The organism is Kitasatospora sp. NPDC023120 (genome assembly GCF_055560835.1).
The window spans coordinates 86,449-104,761 of sequence record NZ_JBVHHY010000017.1; the positions used below are offsets into that span (position 1 = coordinate 86,449).

The following is an 18,313-nucleotide window of genomic DNA, read 5'->3' on the forward strand; positions in this document are numbered from 1 at the left end:
GGCACATGGGTTCGGGGGCACCTGCGGGGGCCCGCGCGGTGGTTCCACGATCCGGCGCCGCCCGTCTCGCCCATCGGACGGGCTGTCTCGGAATACCGGAGGCGCGTGACACTGTTGGCCTAGACAGCCACCCGAGTGGCGGCGCAACAACCAGCAACAACCCACACCGCGGCTGGCCCCGGCCACCTCGGACAAGACACCCATCGGAGTCCCCGTGTCGTTGCCACCCCTGGTCGAGCCGGCCGACGAGCTCACCGTCGATGAGGTCCGCCGGTACTCCCGCCACCTGATCATCCCCGACGTGGGCATGGCCGGGCAGAAGCGGCTGAAGAACGCCAAGGTGCTGTGCGTCGGCGCCGGCGGCCTCGGCTCGCCCGCCCTGCTGTACCTGGCCGCGGCCGGTGTCGGCACGCTGGGCATCGTCGAGTTCGACGTGGTCGACGAGTCGAACCTGCAGCGCCAGGTCATCCACGGTCAGTCCGACGTCGGCCGCTCCAAGGCGGAGTCGGCGCGGGACTCGGTCAAGGAGATCAACCCCTACGTCGACGTGGTGCTGCACGAGGAGCGCCTCGACAACTCCAACGTGATGGAGATCTTCTCCGGCTACGACCTGATCGTGGACGGCACCGACAACTTCGCCACCCGCTACCTGGTGAACGACGCCGCGGTGCTGCTCGGCAAGCCGTACGTGTGGGGCTCGATCTACCGCTTCGACGGCCAGGCCAGCGTGTTCTGGGCCGAGCACGGCCCCTGCTACCGCTGCCTGTACCCGGAGGCCCCGCCGCCGGGCATGGTCCCCTCCTGCGCCGAGGGCGGTGTGCTGGGCGTGCTGTGCGCCTCCATCGGCTCGATCCAGGTCAACGAGGCGATCAAGCTGCTGGCCGGCATCGGTGAGCCGCTGCTCGGCCGGTTGATGATCTACGACGCCCTGGAGATGAACTACCGCCAGGTGAAGGTCCGCAAGGACCCGAACTGCGCCGTCTGCGGTGAGAACCCGACGGTCACCGAGCTGATCGACTACGAGGCCTTCTGCGGCGTCGTGTCGGAGGAGGCGCAGGCCGCCGCCGCCGGTTCGACCATCACCTCGGCTCAGCTCAAGCAGTGGCAGGACGAGAAGGAGGACATCTACCTCATCGACGTCCGCGAGCCCGGCGAGTACGAGATCGTCAGCATCCCCGGCGCGGTGCTGATCCCGAAGAACGAGTTCCTGATGGGCGACGCGCTGGAGAAGCTGCCGCAGGACAAGAAGATCGTGCTGCACTGCAAGTCCGGCGTGCGCTCGGCCGAGGTGCTGGCCGTGGTGAAGGCCGCGGGCTTCGGCAACGCCGTCCACCTGGGCGGCGGCGTGCTCGGCTGGGTGAACCAGATCGAGCCGCACAAGCCGGTCTACTAGAGCCGCTTCACGACGGAGGGCCCCGCCGACCGGCGGGGCCCTCCGTCGTGTTCCGGGGCGTCGGCTCAGAGCGCGTTCCTGCGCTGCAGCACGTTGTAGGCGATCCAGCCCGGCAGGACGGGCAGCCAGAAGGTGAGCGCCCGGTAGAGGAAGACCGCCGGGGTGGCGACCGCGGGGGAGACGTCCGCGACGGTCAGGGCACCGATCAGGGCGACCTCGACCGGGCCGATGCCGCCCGGGGTGGGGATCGCCGAGCCCGCCGCGTTGGCGGTCAGGAAGACCACCGCGACCGCCGAGAAGCTGACGTTGCCGCCGAAGGCCTGCACCGAGAAGTCCAGGCAGGCGGTGAAGGAGAGGGTCAGCAGCAGGATGCCGCCGAAGCCGGTGACCAGCTTGCTGGGCGTCTGCATCAGGTCGAGCATCCGCGGCACCACGCCGAAGAACAGCGAGCGCAGCCGGCCCAGCACGAACCGGCGCAGCGGTGCGACGGCGGCCACCACCAGCGCCAGCACGGCGGCGGTCAGCACGCCGATGATCACCGCGCGGGAGGCGGAGAGGTCGCCGTTGGTCTGGCTGCCGGTGATCAGGCCGAAGCTGAACAGCAGCAGCAGGTGTCCGGCCAGGCCCGCCAGCTGGGAGGCGCCGACCGAGGCGACCGCCTGGCCGGAGCGGATGCCGGCCTTCTGCAGGTAGCGGGTGTTGAGCGCGATGCCGCCGATCGCGGCGGGGGCGACCAGCTTGACGAAGGATCCGGCCAGCTGGGCGGCGACGGTGCGCCGGAACGGCAGGCGCTCGGGGACGAAGCCGGTCAGGCTCATCGCCGCGGCGACGTAGCTGAAGGCGGCCGCGAGCAGCGCGGCCGCGGCCCAGGCCCAGTCCATCTGGGAGAGCTTGAGCTGGGCCGGCTTGATGGTGGTCAGCGCCAGGTAGGCGGCGAAGGTGAGCGCGATCACCATGATCAGGCTCTTCGGCTTCAGCCGTTCCAGCTTGGCCGGCTCCATCGGCGCCTCGGGGGCGATCTGCAGGATCTGGCCGCGGATGCGGCTCAGCAGGTCCTCGCCGGCCGCCGCGATGTCCTCCTCGGCCTGCTGCTGGGTGCGCTCCCCGGCCGCGACCTGCTCCAGCGCCCGGGCCCGGGCGGTGGCCTTGCGCTCCTTGCTGAGCTTCGCGAGGTCGATCCTGGTGGAGCGGCTCATCCCGACCGGCTGGAGCAGTGGCAGTGCCTGGGCGACCCGGTCGGCGCCGACCACCGCGTTGGCGGTGGCGACGGCCCGCTCCGGGCCGATCCGCAGCGCGAAGGTGGTGAGCAGCTGGGCGACGTCGATGCGCAGGGTCAGGTCGGTGGCGGCGATGTCGCCGCCGGAGAGGTTGACCAGGCAGCCGGTCCGCTCGTCCACCACCAGCAGCGACTCGCCGGTCAGCCGGCGGTGGGCGATCCGGCGCTCGTGCAGGGCGGCCACCGACTGCCAGATGGAGGCCATCACCGGGTCGGTGACCTCGTCGTCGGCCAGCTCGTCCAGGGTGCGGCCCTCGACGTTTTCGTACACCAGGATCGCGGCGTCCGGTCCGAGCTCGGAGGTGGCGACCAGCTGCGGCGCGCGGGCGCCCGAGGCGGCCGCCGCGTACGCGATCAGGGCTTCCTGCTCCAGCGCCTGGCGCAGCGACTGCGGGCTGCGGCGCACCGCGACCGAGCGCAGTCGCAGCCGCCGCCAGGCCCGGTAGAAGAAGCCGGAGGCCTGCTGCTCGCGGTCGATGATGTGGACGTCCAGGGGCGGGCCGCCCTGCTGGGTGACGAAGTAGCGGCGGGTGCCGCCGGGGGCGTCGGGGGCCCGGTGGGCGCCGTCCGGGGTGAAGCCGACCTTGCGCAGGCCGATCATCAGGTGCTGGCCGGTGGGCCGGATGTTGGGGGAGCCGATCGCGTACAGCGTGCCGTAGGCGACGGACCAGCCGATCAGCACGGTGAGCATCAGCGACAGCGGGGTGGTGTAGCCGCCGAGGAGCTCGGTGACCCCGCTGAAGACCACCACCACCCACAGGGCGACCCGCCAGCGCGGTCTGCTCGACATGCCGACGGCGGTCATGTAGGCGATGACCGGGGCGAGGTAGCCGTGCACCGGGTCGGTGAGGGTGCCGTTGCTGTCCAGCGGCAGCCGGGTCAGCGCGTCGCGGATGTGCTCGGAGGCGCCCTCGGCGACCCACCAGTCGATGCCGAGCGAGACGCCGTACGCGAGCACCGAGGCGAGCACGCCGTCGGCGACCCGCAGGCCGTCGCGTTTGATCAGCCGCTCGACCGCGAAGGCCAGCGGCACGGCGAGCACCGCGACGCTGGAGACCAGGCCGGTGATGGTGGAGAGCACCGCGGAGAAGTGCGGCGCGTTGGTGGCGATGTCCTGCTCGATGCCGGTGGTGGTCGAGGTGGCGATGCCGGCCAGCACGAAGACGGCGACTATCCCGAAGACGCCCACCAGGAAGCGGATCAGGTCGGACGGTCGGTGCGCGCGGGCGGCGAGCAGCGGTTCGTCGACGTCCAGGTGCGGGGCGTCGTCCGGCTGGTCCTGGTCGTCGGGCAGCGGCTCCGGGTCCGACGGCTCCGGGTCCGACGGCTCCGGGGCCGCTGGCTCCGGGGCCGCCGGTGCGGGGACCACGGGCTTCGGGGCCGGAGGCGGGGATTCCGGCGGGGTGGACTGTTCGGGTGCGGGGGTCTTGATCGTCCGGTCCTTGATCAGGGAGACTTCCGGCGTCGGCCCCTGCTGGGGGCGGCCTTCGGTCCCCCCGCCGGGCGGCGGGGGCACGGCGGCAGCGGACTCGTCGGAGTCCTTGTCCACGCCCACGTCAGCCGTCCCGGTCATCTGGTCTTGTCCTCGTATCACCACTCACCGCCCCGAAGATGGTGGCATGCCCCGACCCCCCGTGCTGGACAGGGGGCGGATCGGGCGCGGCGTTCCGTTCGTACCAAACTTCGGCTGCGCCCCTATGAGGAAGAATGCCGCAGGTGACGGACGTAACAGACGACGGCCTCCCGGACTCCCTGCCGCCCTTCGCCGAACTGGTGCTCGACCTGACCGAGCGGATTCCACCCGGCAGGGTGATGACCTACGGCGACGTCGCCGAGTACCTCGGCCAGGGCGGGCCCCGGCAGGTCGGCCGGGTGATGGCCCTGTACGGCGGCTCGGTGCCCTGGTGGCGGGTGATCCGCGCGGACGGCCGCTTCCTGCCCGGGCACGAGCAGCGCGCCCTCGCCCACTACGGCGAGGAGGGCACCCCGCTGCGCGAGCTCGCCGACCCGCCCCGGGTCGACCTCCGGCGGGCCCGCTGGGACGGGCGGGAGATTTCCCCGAACTCCCCGCACGGACGGGATTGATGGGGGAGGATCGTAGGCTCGATGCGGGCGGGCCCCGGCGGGCCCGCCCCGCCATGCCTGCCCCGCCATGCCCTGTTCGACCCCCAGGACCAGCTTCGTGACCTCCCCCTACCGGCTCGTGCGCAGCCCGCTCGTCCAGCCCGACCCGCCCGTGCTGGACGCCTACCAGCGCGCCGTGGTCGAGCACGCCGACGGGCCGCTGCTGGTGCTGGCGGGCCCGGGCACGGGCAAGACCACCACCCTGGTCGAGGCGGTCGCCCGGCGGATCGCGGACGGCACCGACCCCGAGCGGATCCTCGTCCTCACCTTCAGCCGCAAGGCCGCGATGGAACTGCGCGACCGGATGTCCGGCCGCCTCGGCAGCTCCGCCGCCGCCCCGCAGGCCACCACCTTCCACTCCTTCTGCTACGCGCTGCTGCGCGCCCACCAGGACCCGCAGGACTACGCCGAGCCGCTGCGGCTGCTCTCCGGCCCCGAGCAGGACGTCATGGTCCGCGAACTGCTGGCCGGCGGCGCCGAGGACGCCCGCCTCGGCAGCTCCCGGATCGCCTGGCCGCTGGACCTGCGGGCCTGCCTGACCACCCGCGGCTTCGCCGACGAGGTCCGGGCCGTCCTCGCCCGCAGCCGCGAGCTCGGCCTCGGCGAGGCCGAGCTGGAGCGCTTCGCCCAGGGCGTCCAGCGCCCCGACTGGGCCGCCGCCGCGCACTTCCTGGCCGACTACCTCGACGTGCTCGACCTGCGCGGCGTCCTCGACTACGCCGAACTCGTCCACCGCGCCGTGCTGCTCGCCGAGCGCCCCGAGGTCGGGGAGGAGCTGCGGCAGCGCTATGACGTCGTCTTCGTCGACGAGTACCAGGACACCGACCCCTCCCAGGTCCGGCTGCTGCGCCGGCTCGCGGGCGGCGGACGCGACCTGGTCGCGGTCGGCGACCCCGACCAGTCGATCTACGCCTTCCGCGGCGCCGACATCAACGGCATCCTCGACTTCCCGCAGACCTTCCGCCGCGCCGACGGCGAACCCGCCGAGGTCAAGGTGCTGCGGGTCTCCCGGCGCTCCGGCGCCCTCCTGCTCGCCGCCTCCCGGGAAGTCGCCCGGCGGATGCCGATGGGCCGACTGCCCGCCGACAAGCTCGCCCAGCACCGCGCCCTGCTGCCCTCCCGCGAGGGCGGCCGGGTCGAGGTCTACACCTACCCGACCCCCGGCGCCGAGCTCGACTCGATCGCCGACCTGCTGCGCCGCGCCCACCTGGAGGACGGGGTGCCCTGGGGCGAGATGGCCGTGCTCGTCCGGGCCGGCGCCCGCTCGATACCGGGCGTGCGGCGGGCGCTCGGCGCGGCCGGCGTCCCGCTGGAGATCGACGGCGACGACCTGCCGCTGCGCGAGGAACCCGCCGTCGCCCAGCTGCTGCTCGCGCTGCGGGTCTGCGCCGAACTCGCCGCCCGCGACAAGCAGGGCGACCCGGACGCCCCCGACCCGCTCACCACCGACCTGGCCCACGCCCTGCTCACCGGCCCGCTCGGCGGCCTGGACGGCTCCGACCTGCGGCGCCTGGGCCGCGCCTTGCGCGAGGAGGAACGTGCCGCGCTGCGCGCCGAAGGCCGTCCCGCCGCCGCATCGCGCCCGGCCGGGGAGCTGATCCGCGAGGCCCTCGCCGAACCCGAGCGGCTGGTCGCCCTCGACCCCGCGCACGCCCGCCGCGCCCGCGACCTCGGCACCCTGCTGCGCAAGGTCCGCGAGCTGCTGGCCGGCGGCTGCACCGCCGAGGAGGCGCTCTGGGAGCTGTGGGACGGCAGCCGCCGCTGGCGCGAGCGCCTGGAGCGGGCCGCCCTGCGCGGCGGCGCCGCCGGCCGCAACGCCGACCGCGACCTGGACGCGCTGTGCGCCCTGTTCGAGACCGCCGCCCGCGCCGAGGAACAGGTCACCGGCCACCGCAGCGCCCTCGACCTGCTCGCCGAGCTCGAAGCCCAGGACATCGCCGCCGACACCCTCACCGTCCGCGCCGTCCGCCCCGAAGCCGTCCGGCTGATGACCGCCCACCGCTCCAAGGGTCTGGAGTGGCGCCTGGTCGTCGTGGCCGGCGTCCAGGACGGCCTCTGGCCCGACCTGCGCCGCCGCGGCTCCCTGCTGGAAGCCGACCGGATCGGCCGCGACGGCCTCGCCGAACCGCTCTCCCCGGCCGCCCTGCTCGGCGAGGAGCGCCGCCTCTTCTACGTGGCCGCGACCCGCGCCAAGGAGCGACTGATCGTCACCGCCGTCAAGGCCCCCGCCGACGACGGCGACGAACCCTCCCGCTTCCTGCGCGAGCTCTACCGCGAGGACGTCGACCCCAGGACCGGCAAGGTGGTGCGCCGCACCCCGCCGGTCACCGTCGAGGACGTCACCCACCGCCCGCGCCGGCCGCTGTCCGTCGCCGCGCTGGTCGCCGAGCTGCGCGCGGTCACCGTCGACCGCACCCGCTCGCCCGAGCTGCGCCGCGCCGCCGCCGAACGCCTCGCCACCCTCGCCGCCGCCACCGACGAGGACGGGCTGCCGCTGGTGCCCGCCGCCCACCCCGAGCGCTGGTGGGGCCTGGACGACCCGACCGCCGCCCCCGAGCCGCTGCGCAGCGCGGACCTGCCGGTGCGGCTGTCCGGCAGCGGCCTCGAGCAACTGGAGAGCTGCTCGCTGCAGTGGTTCCTGGACAAGGAGGTCAAGGCCCGCAGCGCCGGCTCGGCCGCACAGGGCTTCGGCAACGTGGTGCACGCGCTCGCCGACGAGGTCGGCTCCGGCCGCACCCCCGCCGACCTCGCCGTCCTCATGGAACGGCTGGACACCGTGTGGGACGCGCTGGCCTTCGACGCGCCCTGGAAGTCCCAGCAGGAGAAGACCGAGGCCCGCGCCGCCCTGGAGCGCTTCCTCAACTGGCACGTCCTGGAACGCGGCCGGGACCTCGTCGCGACCGAGCACGGCTTCGACGTCACCCTCGACGTCGGCGGCGTCTCGGTGCGCATCCGCGGCTCGATGGACCGGGTGGAGAAGGACGCGGCCGGGCGCGCCTACGTGGTCGACTTCAAGACCGGCAAGCAGATCCCCACCGACAAGTCGCTGCCCGACCACAAGCAGCTAGCCGTCTACCAGCTCGCCGTCCGGGCTGGCGCCCTCAACGAGCTGCCCGGCTTCGCCGAGCGCCCCCCGGCCACCGGCGGTGCCGAGCTGGTCCACCTGCGCGAACCCTCCGCCAAGGCCGCCCAGGACACTCCCAAGGTGCAGCACCAGGAGCCGCCCGAGGGCGAGCCGTGGATCGAGAACCTGCTCGCCGAGGCCGCCGGGAAGGTCCTCGCCGAGCGCTTCGTCCCGCAGACCGGCGGCGGCTGCGACCGCTGCACCTTCCGCCGCAGCTGCTCCGCCCAGCGGGACGGGGCGCAGCTGGTCGAGTAGCCGGGCTCGCCGAGCAGCCGGGCTCGCCGAGTAGCCAGGGTCACCCCGGCCGGGAGTCCGGGGTGTCGGTTCCGCCCGTTACGGTTGCGGGGTGACCGCCGTGCTCAGCCATCCCGACCAGCTCAAGGAACTGCTCGGGATCCCGTTCAACCGGGAGCAGATGGCGGCCATCGGCGCACCGCTGGACCCGGCCGTGATCGTGGCCGGCGCCGGCTCCGGCAAGACCACGGTGATGGCCGCCCGGGTCGTCTGGCTGGTCGGCTCCGGTGCCGTACGGCCCGAGGAGGTGCTCGGCCTCACCTTCACCAACAAGGCCGCCGGCGAGCTCGCCGAACGCGTCCGCACCGCCTTGCTGCGCGCGGGCGTCGCGGACCGGGACGCCGCCGAACCGCTCGGCGACCCGGAGATCTCCACCTACCACGCCTTCGCCGGCCGCCTGCTCAAGGAGCACGGCCTGCGGATCGGCATCGAGCCGGACGTGCGGCTGCTCGCCGACGCCACCCGCTTCCAGCTCGCCGCCAAGGTGCTGCGCACCGCCCGCGGCCCGTTCCCGGCGCTCACCGGCACCTTCGCCAACCTGGTCGCCGACCTCACCGCGCTGGACGGCGAACTCGCCGAGCACCTGGTCGAGCCACAGGCCCTGCGCGACTTCGACGAGGAGCTGCTGGACACCCTCGCCGGCGTCAAGCTGACCAACGACGACCTGCGGGCCGTCCCGGCCACCGCCCGGGCCCGGCAGGAGCTGCTGCGCCTGGTCGAGGAGTACCGGCGCCGCAAGCGCTCCGCCGGGCTGATGGACTTCGGCGACCAGATAGCCGCCGCCGCCCGCCTCGCCCAGCAGCGCCCCGAGGTCGGCGAGCTGCTGCGCGGACAGTTCCGGGTCGTGCTGCTGGACGAGTACCAGGACACCTCGGTCGCCCAGCGCCTGATGCTCGCCGGGCTGTTCGGAGCCGGCCCCGACGGCGCGGGCAGCGGCCACCCGGTGACCGCCGTCGGCGACCCCTGCCAGGCGATCTACGGCTGGCGCGGTGCCTCCGTCGCCAACCTCGACGAGTTCCCCCGGCACTTCCCCAAGGCCGACGGCCGCCCCGCCGACCGCTACGCGCTCAGCGAGAACCGCCGCAGCGGCGGCCGCCTGCTCGCCTTCGCCAACGCGCTCGCCGCGCCGCTGCGGGAGATGCACGAGGGCGTCGAGGCGCTGCGCCCGGCCCCCGGCGCCGAGCAGGACGGCTTCGTACGGACGGCGCTGCTGCCCACCCACGCCGAGGAGGTCGACTGGCTCGCCGACTCGATCGCCCACCTGGTGCGCACTGGTACCGCGCCCGGCCGGATCGCCGTGCTGTGCCGGGGCGGCGGCGCGTTCCCGGACATCCACGCGGCGCTGGTCGCCCGCGAGGTGCCGGTCGAGGTGGTGGGCCTCGGCGGGCTGCTGCAACTGCCCGAGGTGGCCGACCTGGTGGCGGTCTGCGAGGTGCTGCAGGACCCGACCGCCAACGCCGCGCTGGTGCGGCTGCTGGTCGGCCCGCGCTGGCGGATCGGTCCGCGCGACCTCGCGCTGCTCGGCCGCCGGGCCGCCGAGCTGGTCCGCACCGACCGGCCCGAGGGCGTCGAGGCGCTGGCCGCCGCGGTCGCCGAGGCCGACCCGACCGAGGTGGTGTCGCTGGCCGACGCGCTGGAGACCTTCCTCGACGCCCAGCCCGGTGGGGAGGGGAAGCCGGACGAGCTGCCGTTCTCCGCCGAGGCGCGGGTGCGTTTCGCCCGCCTCGCCCAGGAGCTGCGCGAACTGCGCCGCTCGCTGGCCGACCCGCTGATGGACGTGCTGCACCGGGTGCTGACGGTCACCGGCCTGGAGGTCGAGCTCGCCGCCTCCCCGCAGGCGCTGGCCGCCCGGCGGCGGGAGACCCTGCACGCCTTCCTGGACGTCGCCGCCTCCTTCGCCGACCTCGACGGCGACCCGGGCCTCGCCGCCTTCCTCGGCTTCCTGCGCGCTGCCCAGGAGTACGAGCGCGGCCTGGACAGCAGTCTGCCCGGCGGCGAGGACACCGTGAAGGTGCTCACCGCGCACAAGTCCAAGGGTCTGGAGTGGGACGTGGTCGCCGTCCCCGGCCTGGTGCGGGGCGCATTCCCCTCCTCGACCCCGCGCGAGCGCTGGACCAGCGCCAAGCGGGTGCTCCCGCACGCCCTGCGCGGCGACGCGGCCACCCTGCCCGATGTGCGCGGCGGCTGGACGAGCAAGTCGATGACCGCGTTCAAGAAGGAGCTGGCCGAGCACTCCGGCACCGAGGAACTGCGCCTCGGCTATGTCGCGTTCACCCGCCCGCGCTCGCTGCTGCTGGCCTCCGGGCACTGGTGGGGGCCGAGCCAGAAGACCGTCCGGGGCCCGTCCGCCTTCCTGGAGGGGCTGCGCGAGCACTGCGAGCAGCCCGGTGCGGGCGAGGTCGAGCACTGGGCCGAGCAGCCGGAGAAGGGTGCCGAGAACCCGGTGCTGGCCGCCCCCGTCGAGCGCCCCTGGCCGCTGCCGCTGGACCCGGACGCGCAGCACGCCCGCCGCCGGGTCGCCGAGGTGGTGCGTCGCCGGCTCGCCGGCGCCGGGGCTCCCGAGCCCGAGGAGATGGCCCCGGAGGACCAGCGGCAGGTTGCCTCCTGGGACCGCGATCTGACCGCGCTGCTGGGGGAGTTGGAGCGCTCCCGGCGCACCGCGCGCGAGGTGCCGCTGCCCGCCGCGCTGTCCGCCACCCAGCTGCTGCGGCTGGCCGCCGACCCGGACGGCTTCGCCCGCGACCTGGCCCGTCCGATGCCGCGCCCCCCGCAGCCCGCCGCCCGGCGCGGCACCCGCTTCCACGCCTGGGTGCAGTCCCGGATCGAGCCGCTGCTGCTGATCGAGCCCGGCGCGCTGCCCGGCGCCGACGACGACGGCATCGAGGACGAGCAGGACCTGGAGCGGCTCAAGGAGGCGTTCCTGCGCACCCCGTACGCGCAGCGCAAGCCCTTCCGGGTCGAGGCGCCCTTCCAGCTGGTGCTGGCGGGGCGGGTGGTGCGCGGCCGGATCGACGCGGTCTACCGGGACGGTGACGTGTTGTCAGGATCCGGTGGTGTGTCACGCTACGAAGTGGTGGACTGGAAGACCCACCGCGAGGAGACCGCCGACCCGTTGCAGCTCGCGGTCTACCGGCTGGCCTGGGCCGAGCAGATGGGCGTCGATCCCGAGCTGGTCACGGCTTCGTTCCTGTACGTCCGCAGCGGACGGATCGTCCGTCCGGCAGGACTTCCCGACCGAAAAGAGTTGGAACGGCTCCTGATCGGGAACAGTGACTAATGAGTCACGCAGAGCATCCAACTCGTCACGCCGACGCCCGAAACCTGTGCGTCGTGCACGTTTCGCGCCTATTGTGGGGTCGGTAACCGGTCAACCCCCGTGCTCCGGCCGCCAGCGAGGCCCGCGTTCCCTAACCCTCAGTCATCACCGCAGGTGCCCCCGGGCATCGGCGCCTTCTGCTGGAGAGACCGAAGTTGAGCGCGACCGGATGGATCAGAGAGCGGTTCACCGGGCCGACCCCGGGGCCCGCTCCGGGCGCGACCGGCACCTGGCCGAGGACGGCGCTGGCGCTGCCGTTCATCGGCATGGCGCTGATCGTCGTCCTCGACTACCTCAGCGGCACCGGCGTGACGGTCGAACCCGCCCTCACCGCCGTGCCCGCGCTGGCCGCCGTGGTCAGCCGACGCACCTGGTACCCGTTCGTCATCGGTCTGTGCACCGAGGCGGCGGCCTTCCTGATGGCCTTCCGCAGCGACACGCTCGGCTCGTCCGTGCACGCCGCCAGCGTCATCGCCGTCCTGCTCGTCGCCACGATCGGCTGGGTCAGCGCCACCCTGCGGCTGCGCCAGGAGCGGGCGCTGGCCGACGCCCAGCTGGTCGCCTCGATCGCCCGCCGGGTCCTGCTGCGGCCCGTCCCCGAGCGGGTCGGCACCGTTCGGGCCGCCGTCCACTACGAGGCCGCCGCCGCGCACGCCCGCATCGGCGGCGACCTCTACGAGGTGGTCAACACCCGGCACGGGGTGCGGGCCGTGGTCGGCGACGTGCGCGGCAAGGGCCTCGGCGCGGTCGAGACGGCCGCCGCGGTCCTGGGCGCCTTCCGCGAGGCCGCCCACCAGGAGCCCGCGCTGGACCGGGTGGCGGGCTGGCTGGCCGTCAGCCTCGACCGCGCCCTGCACGAGAACGACCACCCGGGCGTGGAGGAGGAGTTCGTCACCCTGGTGCTGATCGGCGTCGGGCCCGACGGCGCCGCCGAGATCGTCAACTGCGGGCACCCCGCGCCGCTGCTGCTGCGCGGCGGCGAGGTCCGCCCGCTCGAACTCGCCGAGACCGTACCGCCGCTGGGCGTCCTCGACCCGGCCGACGTCCGCCCGCCGGTCCACCGGGTGCCGCTGCGGGGCGAGGACCGGGTGCTGCTGTTCACCGACGGGGTGATCGAGGCCCGCGACCGCGCGGGCGCCTTCTACCCGCTCGCCGAACGGTTCCCGCGCTGCGCCGACGGCCGCCCCGCCGACGTCCTGCAGCGCCTGCACGAGGACGTGGTGCGGCACGTCGGACGCCAGCTCGGCGACGACGCCGCCATGCTGCTCCTGCAGTACGAGCCGCACCCGACCCCCGGCATCCACGTCCCGCAGCAGGCCGGGGTCCTGACGCGGCACTAGGGGCCGTTACAGAGACACCTCGACCAGCAGCGGCCGGTGGTCCGACACCGCCGCGCGCGGCGCCGCCGCCGGGCCGACCGCCGCGCGCGGCACCCCGACCGCCAGCACGTGGTCGAACTGCACCGCCGGACGGTGCGAGGGGTAGGTCGGCGTGCGCGCCAGGTCGTACCAGTCCTGCAGCCGGGGCCGTGGCTCGCGCACCCGGCGCCGGCGCGGCTCGGGCAGCTGCGGCCGGGCCCGCCGGGCCGCCCGAAGCTCCCGCACCCGCACCCGCGGCGCGGTGCGCTCCAGCGCCGTCGCCCCGCCGAGCACCGTGCGCGGCACCGCGCCGACGAGGTTGAAGTCGCCCAGCACCAGGTACGGCTGCGGCAGGTCGGCGATCCACCGCCGGATGCCGGCCAGCTGCGCCATGTTCCAGCCCGGCACGAAGGACAGGTGCGCCGCCACCACGGTGAACGGCCCCCGCTCGCCCTCCAGCACCGCCGCCAGCGCGGCCCGCGGCTCGTCCGGCACCGGCGTCAGCCCGCGCCGGCCGGCCACCCGCAGCGGCAGCCCGAACGGCGCCGGGGCGAAGCGCCGGGCCCGCCAGTGCCGCACCGGCAGCCGGGTCAGCAGCGCCGTCCCGTACGAGGGGGAGGCGCCGTCGCCCACCTCGCCCGGCCCGTACACCCGCAGGCCGTCGGGGCCGGACGGCTCGGGCAGCCAGCCCGCCACCGGTGCCGGCCGGCCGTGCAGGGCGGCGGCGAAGCGCCAGTCCTCGGCGCCCATCGCCGCGGCCGCGACCGCCGCCTGGTCGGTGCCGCCGGAGCGCGGCTGGTGCCGGTCCACCTCCTGCAGCGCCAGCACGTCGGCGTCCAGGGCGGCCACCGCCGCGGCCAGCGGTTCCCCGGCGTCGGCCGGATAGGGCCGCGGCGCGCCGTCCGCGGCGAGGGGCTGACCGTGCAACAGGTTGAAGGTGGCGATGCGCAACTGGCTCACACCGCACGACGGTACCCGGTCGCCTCGGATCCCCCGACGGAGACCGGGGGAGGGGCGGCTCGAGGGGGCGGCTTGAGGCGGTAGGGCATACCGGGTATACATACTGAGTATGTCCATCCGTCACGGTCTGCTCGCCCTGCTCGACCAGGGCCCGCGCTACGGCTACCAGCTGCGCACCGAATTCGAGGCGCGCACCGGCGCCACCTGGCCGCTCAATGTCGGGCAGGTCTACACCACACTGTCCCGGCTGGAGCGCGACGGCCTGGTCGAGGCCGCGGGGGAGGACGACGAGGGCCACCAGTTCTACGCCGTCACCGATGCCGGCCGGGCCGAACTGCGGACCTGGTTCGACACCCCGGTGCCCCGGACCAACCCCCCGCGCGACGAGCTGGCGATCAAGCTCGCCATGGCGGTCACCGTCCCGGGGGTGGACGTCTCCGCCGTCGTCCAGGGCCAGCGCCGGCACAGCATCAAGGCGCTCCAGGACTACACCCGGCTCAAGGGCCGCGCCCTCGCCGGGGAGGGCAGACCGGGCGTCGTGCCCTCCGCGAGCAACGACCTCGCCTGGCTGCTCGTCCTCGACCAGCTGATCTTCCAGACCGAAGCCGAGATCCGCTGGCTCGACCACTGCGAGACCCGGCTCGCCCAGCAGGCCGAGCTCCTGCAGGCCCGCACCGCCGAGGCCGCCCGCGACGGCGGCGCCGCACCCGCGCCCGCCAAGCGCGGCCGCCGGCTGCGCGCCTGAGGCACCGGCACCCGAACCACCGGCCCGGGCTCCGACCCGGACCCACACCCAGCACAAGGGGGGAATCGTGTCCCACACCCAAGAGCCCCGGCAGGCACCGGTGCTGCACCTGGAGGACGTCACCCGCGTCCACGGCCACGGCGCGGCGGAGGTCCAGGCGCTGCGCGGCGTCGACCTCAAAGTCCACCCCGGCGAGTTCGTCGCCGTCATGGGCCCCTCCGGCTCCGGCAAGTCGACCCTGCTCACCCTGGCCGGCGGCCTCGACACCCCGAGCAGCGGCCGGGTCCTGGTCGAGGGCGTCGTCCTCGGCGAGCTCAACCGCAAGAAGCTCGCCCAGGTCCGCCGCCGCTCGGTGGGCTACGTCTTCCAGGACTACAACCTGATACCGGCCCTCACCGCCGCCGAGAACATCTCGCTGCCGCGCGAACTCGACGGGCTGTCCGCCCGCGCCGCCCGCCGCGAGGCCCTCGCCGCCCTGGAGGAGCTCGGCATCCCCGAACTCGCCGACCGCTTCCCCGACGACATGTCCGGCGGCCAGCAGCAGCGCGTCGCCATCGCCCGCGCCCTGATCGGCGACCGCCGCCTGGTCCTCGCCGACGAACCCACCGGCGCCCTCGACTCCACCACCGGCGAGGCCGTCCTCGCCGTCCTGCGCGCCCGCTGCGACGCCGGCGCCGCCGCCATGATGGTCACCCACGAGGCCCGGCACGCCGCCTGGGCCGACCGTGTGGTCTTCCTGCGCGACGGCCGCATGGTCGACGAGTCCGCCAGCCAGGACGCCGCCAGCCTGCTCGTCAGCGCCGCCACCAACAGCATGAAGGTGGACGAGTGAAGCTCAGCGCCTGGCGGGTCGCCCTGCGCATCGCCCGCCGTGACGCCCTGCGCGCCAAGGGCCGCAGCGCCCTCGTCGTCGCGATGGTCGCCCTGCCCGTCCTCGGCGTCACCGGTGCCGACGTGGTCTTCCGCAGCGCCGAACTCTCGCCCGCCGAACACGCCGTACGCGTCATGGGCCAGTCCGCCGCCGAGCTGGAGATGATCGAGCGCGGCTCCTCCGTCCTGCAGGCGCCCGACCCGGAGCAGGGGTTCACCGTCAAGAGCCCCGAGGACGCCGCGCAGGACGGCGCCGCCCCGCGGCACACCCCCGCGCAGCAACGCGCCCTCGACACCGCACCCACCGAACTGGCCCGGCAGCTGCTCCCTGCCGGGGCCGCCCTGGTGCCCGAACGCCAGGGCCCGTACACCGCGGCGAGCAGCACCGAGGGCCTGCTCGCCACCCGCGTCACCGAGGCCGACCTGAACGACCCGGTCTGGAACGGGCGGTTGAACAGGGTCCAGGGCCGCGCCCCCGCGAACGAGCGCGAGGCAGCCGTCACCCCGGACTTCCTCAAGCGCTCCGGCCTCAAGCTCGGCGACCGGACCGCCGTCCGCGGCCTGGAGGCCACCCCGTTCACCATCACCGGCGTCTACGAGTACCCCGGCGACCTCGGCGCCACCGAGCTCGTCGCGCCGCCCGGCGCCGTGATCGACCGGCTCGCCCAGACCCCCGGCGCCACCCGCGGCCCGTCCGCCGGCACCGGCGAGCCCACCCGCTGGCTGGTCAAGCTCCCGGACGGTGCCGGACTCGACTGGCACAAGGTCACCGAACTCAACGAGTACGGCTTCAACGTCACCTCGCGCGCCGTCCTGATCGACCCCCCGGCCCGCGCCGACGTGCCCTACTACGCCGAGCAGGACCGGCACTCGGGCATGGAGACCTCCTATTTCAACAGGACCAGCGTCGTCATCCTCGCCACCGTCGTCGGCATGGCCCTGCTGGAGATCGTCCTCCTCGCGGGCCCCGCCTTCGCCGTCGGGGCCCGGCGCTCCCGGCGGCAGCTGGGCCTGCTCGCCGCCGCCGGCGGTGACCGGGCCAACGTCCGCGCCGTCGTCCTCGGCGGGGGCATCGTCCTCGGCGTCACCGGCGCCGCGATCGGCCTCGGCCTCGGCGTCGGCCTGGTCGCCCTGCTGCGCACCCAGGCCGAGGAGCGGGCCGGCAAGCGCTTCGGACACTTCGCCCTCCAGCCGGGCGACCTGCTCGGCATCCTGCTGGTCGGCCTGGTCACCGGTCTGCTCGCCGCCGTCGTCCCCGCCGTCCAGGCCTCCCGCCAGGACGTCGTCTCCGCGCTCACCGGCCGCGACTCGCTCAAGCCCCCGAGCCGCAAGCTCGCCGTGCTCGGACTGGTGATGCTCGGCGGCGGCGCCGCCCTCGCCCTGTTCGGCGCCACCAGCGGCAACCGCAGCCTCGCCGTCCTCGGCGGCTCCGCCGTCGCCGAGCTCGGCATGGTCGCCCTCACGCCCTACCTGGTCGGCCTCTTCGGCCGGCTCGGCCGCTGGCTCTCTCTCGGCCCTCGGCTCGCCCTGCGCGACTCGGTGCGCCACCGCGGCCGCACCGCGCCCGCCGTCGCCGCCGTCATGGCCGCCGTGGCCGGCTCCGTCGCCGTCAGCGTGTACACCGCCAGCTTCGAGGAGCAGTACCGGCGCGAGTACCTCGCCCACGGCCCCTCAGGTGCCGTCCTGCTCGGCAGCGGCTGGCTCTCCGGTGCCGACGACAGGCTGCTGCCGCAGATGCGCGAGGCCGTCGAACGCTCCATCCCCGACCTGGGGCCGCGCGCCGACGTCCAGAACGTGCACTACAAGGGCAACTGCTCCGACGGCGGGCCGTGCGGCTACATCAGCGTCGAGCTGCCCAAGGAGATCCGCTGCCCCGTCCTCGACGGCGACCGCGAGTTCGGCCCCGGCGAGGCCGAGCAGATCGTGTCGACCGACAAGCGCTGCCAGATCAGCACCCGCCGCGGCAGCCCGTACGGCCCCCTGACGGCCGGCGACGCCGCCCTGCTGCACAACCTCTACGGGGTCACCGATCCGGCCGCCGGGCAGGCCCTCGCCGCAGGCAAGGCCGTGGTCTTCGACGCCCGGTGGCTGAAGGACGGCAAGGTCGCCCTGCAGTACAGCGAGCCGGTCGACCACGGCGCGAGCGGCGCCGCCGCCCGCAAGCCCGTCCGCCACGAGATCGCCGTCGACGCGGTCCTCGCGGACGCCGCGCTGCCCGCCCCCGGGCAGGTCGTGTTCAGCCCGGCCACCGCCGCCCGGCTCGGGTTCACCACCTCGGCGGCCGGCTCGGTCTGGCTGCCCGCCACCGTGCCCTCCGACGGCGCCCAGCAGAAGGCCGACGGCGCCCTGGCCAAGATCACCGACCGCAGCCTGCTCAACATCGAGCGCGGCTACCGGTCCGAGGCCGGCCTCGTCACCCTCGGCCTGACCGCCTTCGCCGGGCTGGTCGCCCTCGGCGCGGCCGGCATCGCCACCGGCCTGGCCGCCGCCGACTCCCAGCGCGACCTCACCACCCTCGCGGCGGTCGGCGCCGAGCCCCGCATCCGGCGCTCGCTGTCGGGCTTCCAGTGCGGCGTGATCGCCGCCATGGGCGCCCTGCTCGGCGTGGTCAGCGGGATCGTGCCCGGTGTGGCGCTGCGCAAGGTCGAGGGCGCGGCGAGCAGCTACCCCGGGATGAGCCCCGAGGAGATCGCCGACAAGGCGCTCGTGGTCTTCCCCTGGCCCACCATCGCCGCCACCGTGGTGGTGCTGCCGCTGCTCGCGGCCGCCCTCGCGGCAGTGCTGACCCGCTCGCGGATCACGATGCTGCGCCGCTCGGGCTGAGCCCGCGACCTCGCCCCGTCACCCCCGTCC

The 18,313-nt window shown here is 74.7% G+C and carries 10 protein-coding genes; 8 read left to right on the forward strand and 2 right to left on the reverse strand.

Translation table 11 applies throughout. The features are described from left to right. Nucleotides 1–214: 214 nt before the first annotated feature. A complete protein-coding gene (gene moeZ, locus ACZ3TI_RS24720) occupies nucleotides 215–1,393 on the forward strand; it encodes an adenylyltransferase/sulfurtransferase MoeZ (RefSeq protein WP_465729640.1) in 1,179 nt (392 codons plus the stop codon). Between the two features lie 65 nt (nucleotides 1,394–1,458). Here moeZ and ACZ3TI_RS24725 read toward each other — a convergent pair whose 3' ends face one another. Beyond that, nucleotides 1,459–4,242, reverse strand: coding sequence for a flippase-like domain-containing protein (locus ACZ3TI_RS24725; RefSeq protein ID WP_465729642.1), 2,784 nt, complete (start codon nucleotides 4,240–4,242; stop codon nucleotides 1,459–1,461). Between the two features lie 134 nt (nucleotides 4,243–4,376). Between ACZ3TI_RS24725 and ACZ3TI_RS24730 the strand changes: the two genes are divergently transcribed. The 4 genes from ACZ3TI_RS24730 to ACZ3TI_RS24745 all read left to right on the forward strand — a co-directional run bounded on the left by ACZ3TI_RS24730 (nucleotide 4,377) and on the right by ACZ3TI_RS24745 (nucleotide 12,867). Further along, a complete protein-coding gene (locus ACZ3TI_RS24730; RefSeq protein ID WP_465729644.1) occupies nucleotides 4,377–4,754 on the forward strand; it encodes an MGMT family protein in 378 nt (125 codons plus the stop codon). 67 nt (nucleotides 4,755–4,821) lie between these two features. Beyond that, nucleotides 4,822–8,172 (forward strand): ATP-dependent helicase, encoded by a 3,351-nt coding sequence (locus tag ACZ3TI_RS24735; protein ID WP_465729646.1) that lies wholly within the window; start codon nucleotides 4,822–4,824, stop codon nucleotides 8,170–8,172. Between the two features lie 91 nt (nucleotides 8,173–8,263). Beyond that, the gene (locus tag ACZ3TI_RS24740) at nucleotides 8,264–11,488 is read left to right on the forward strand and encodes a UvrD-helicase domain-containing protein (RefSeq protein ID WP_465729648.1); all 3,225 of its coding nucleotides are present in this window, start codon (nucleotides 8,264–8,266) and stop codon (nucleotides 11,486–11,488) included. Nucleotides 11,489–11,682: 194 nt separating this feature from the next. Next, a complete protein-coding gene (locus ACZ3TI_RS24745) occupies nucleotides 11,683–12,867 on the forward strand; it encodes a PP2C family protein-serine/threonine phosphatase (protein ID WP_465729650.1) in 1,185 nt (394 codons plus the stop codon). 6 nt (nucleotides 12,868–12,873) lie between these two features. On the opposite strand, the gene ACZ3TI_RS24750 is transcribed toward ACZ3TI_RS24745, so the two are convergent. Then, the gene (locus tag ACZ3TI_RS24750) at nucleotides 12,874–13,845 is read right to left on the reverse strand and encodes an endonuclease/exonuclease/phosphatase family protein (protein ID WP_465729652.1); all 972 of its coding nucleotides are present in this window, start codon (nucleotides 13,843–13,845) and stop codon (nucleotides 12,874–12,876) included. Between the two features lie 109 nt (nucleotides 13,846–13,954). Here ACZ3TI_RS24750 and ACZ3TI_RS24755 point away from each other — a divergent pair, with 109 nt between their 5' ends. From ACZ3TI_RS24755 to ACZ3TI_RS24765, 3 genes are all read left to right on the forward strand, one after another. Further along, nucleotides 13,955–14,590, forward strand: coding sequence for a PadR family transcriptional regulator (locus tag ACZ3TI_RS24755; RefSeq protein ID WP_465729654.1), 636 nt, complete (start codon nucleotides 13,955–13,957; stop codon nucleotides 14,588–14,590). A gap of 64 nt (nucleotides 14,591–14,654) precedes the next feature. Further along, the gene (locus ACZ3TI_RS24760) at nucleotides 14,655–15,422 is read left to right on the forward strand and encodes an ABC transporter ATP-binding protein (RefSeq protein WP_465729835.1); all 768 of its coding nucleotides are present in this window, start codon (nucleotides 14,655–14,657) and stop codon (nucleotides 15,420–15,422) included. Beyond that, nucleotides 15,419–18,283, forward strand: coding sequence for an FtsX-like permease family protein (locus ACZ3TI_RS24765; protein ID WP_465729656.1), 2,865 nt, complete (start codon nucleotides 15,419–15,421; stop codon nucleotides 18,281–18,283). The genes ACZ3TI_RS24760 and ACZ3TI_RS24765 overlap by 4 nt, the downstream gene beginning before the upstream one ends. The last annotated feature ends 30 nt before the right edge of the window (nucleotides 18,284–18,313 follow it).

What these genes read in the sequence shown, in the direction of transcription:
- ACZ3TI_RS24735 (WP_465729646.1), top strand. Translation starts at nt 4,822, where the DNA reads ATGCCCTGTTCGACCCCCAGGACCAGCTTCGTGACCTCCCCCTACCGG.
- ACZ3TI_RS24755 (WP_465729654.1), top strand. Translation starts at nt 13,955, where the DNA reads ATGTCCATCCGTCACGGTCTGCTCGCCCTGCTCGACCAGGGCCCGCGC.
- ACZ3TI_RS24730 (WP_465729644.1), top strand. Translation starts at nt 4,377, where the DNA reads ATGCCGCAGGTGACGGACGTAACAGACGACGGCCTCCCGGACTCCCTG.
- ACZ3TI_RS24725 (WP_465729642.1), bottom strand. Translation starts at nt 4,242, where the DNA reads ATGACCGGGACGGCTGACGTGGGCGTGGACAAGGACTCCGACGAGTCC.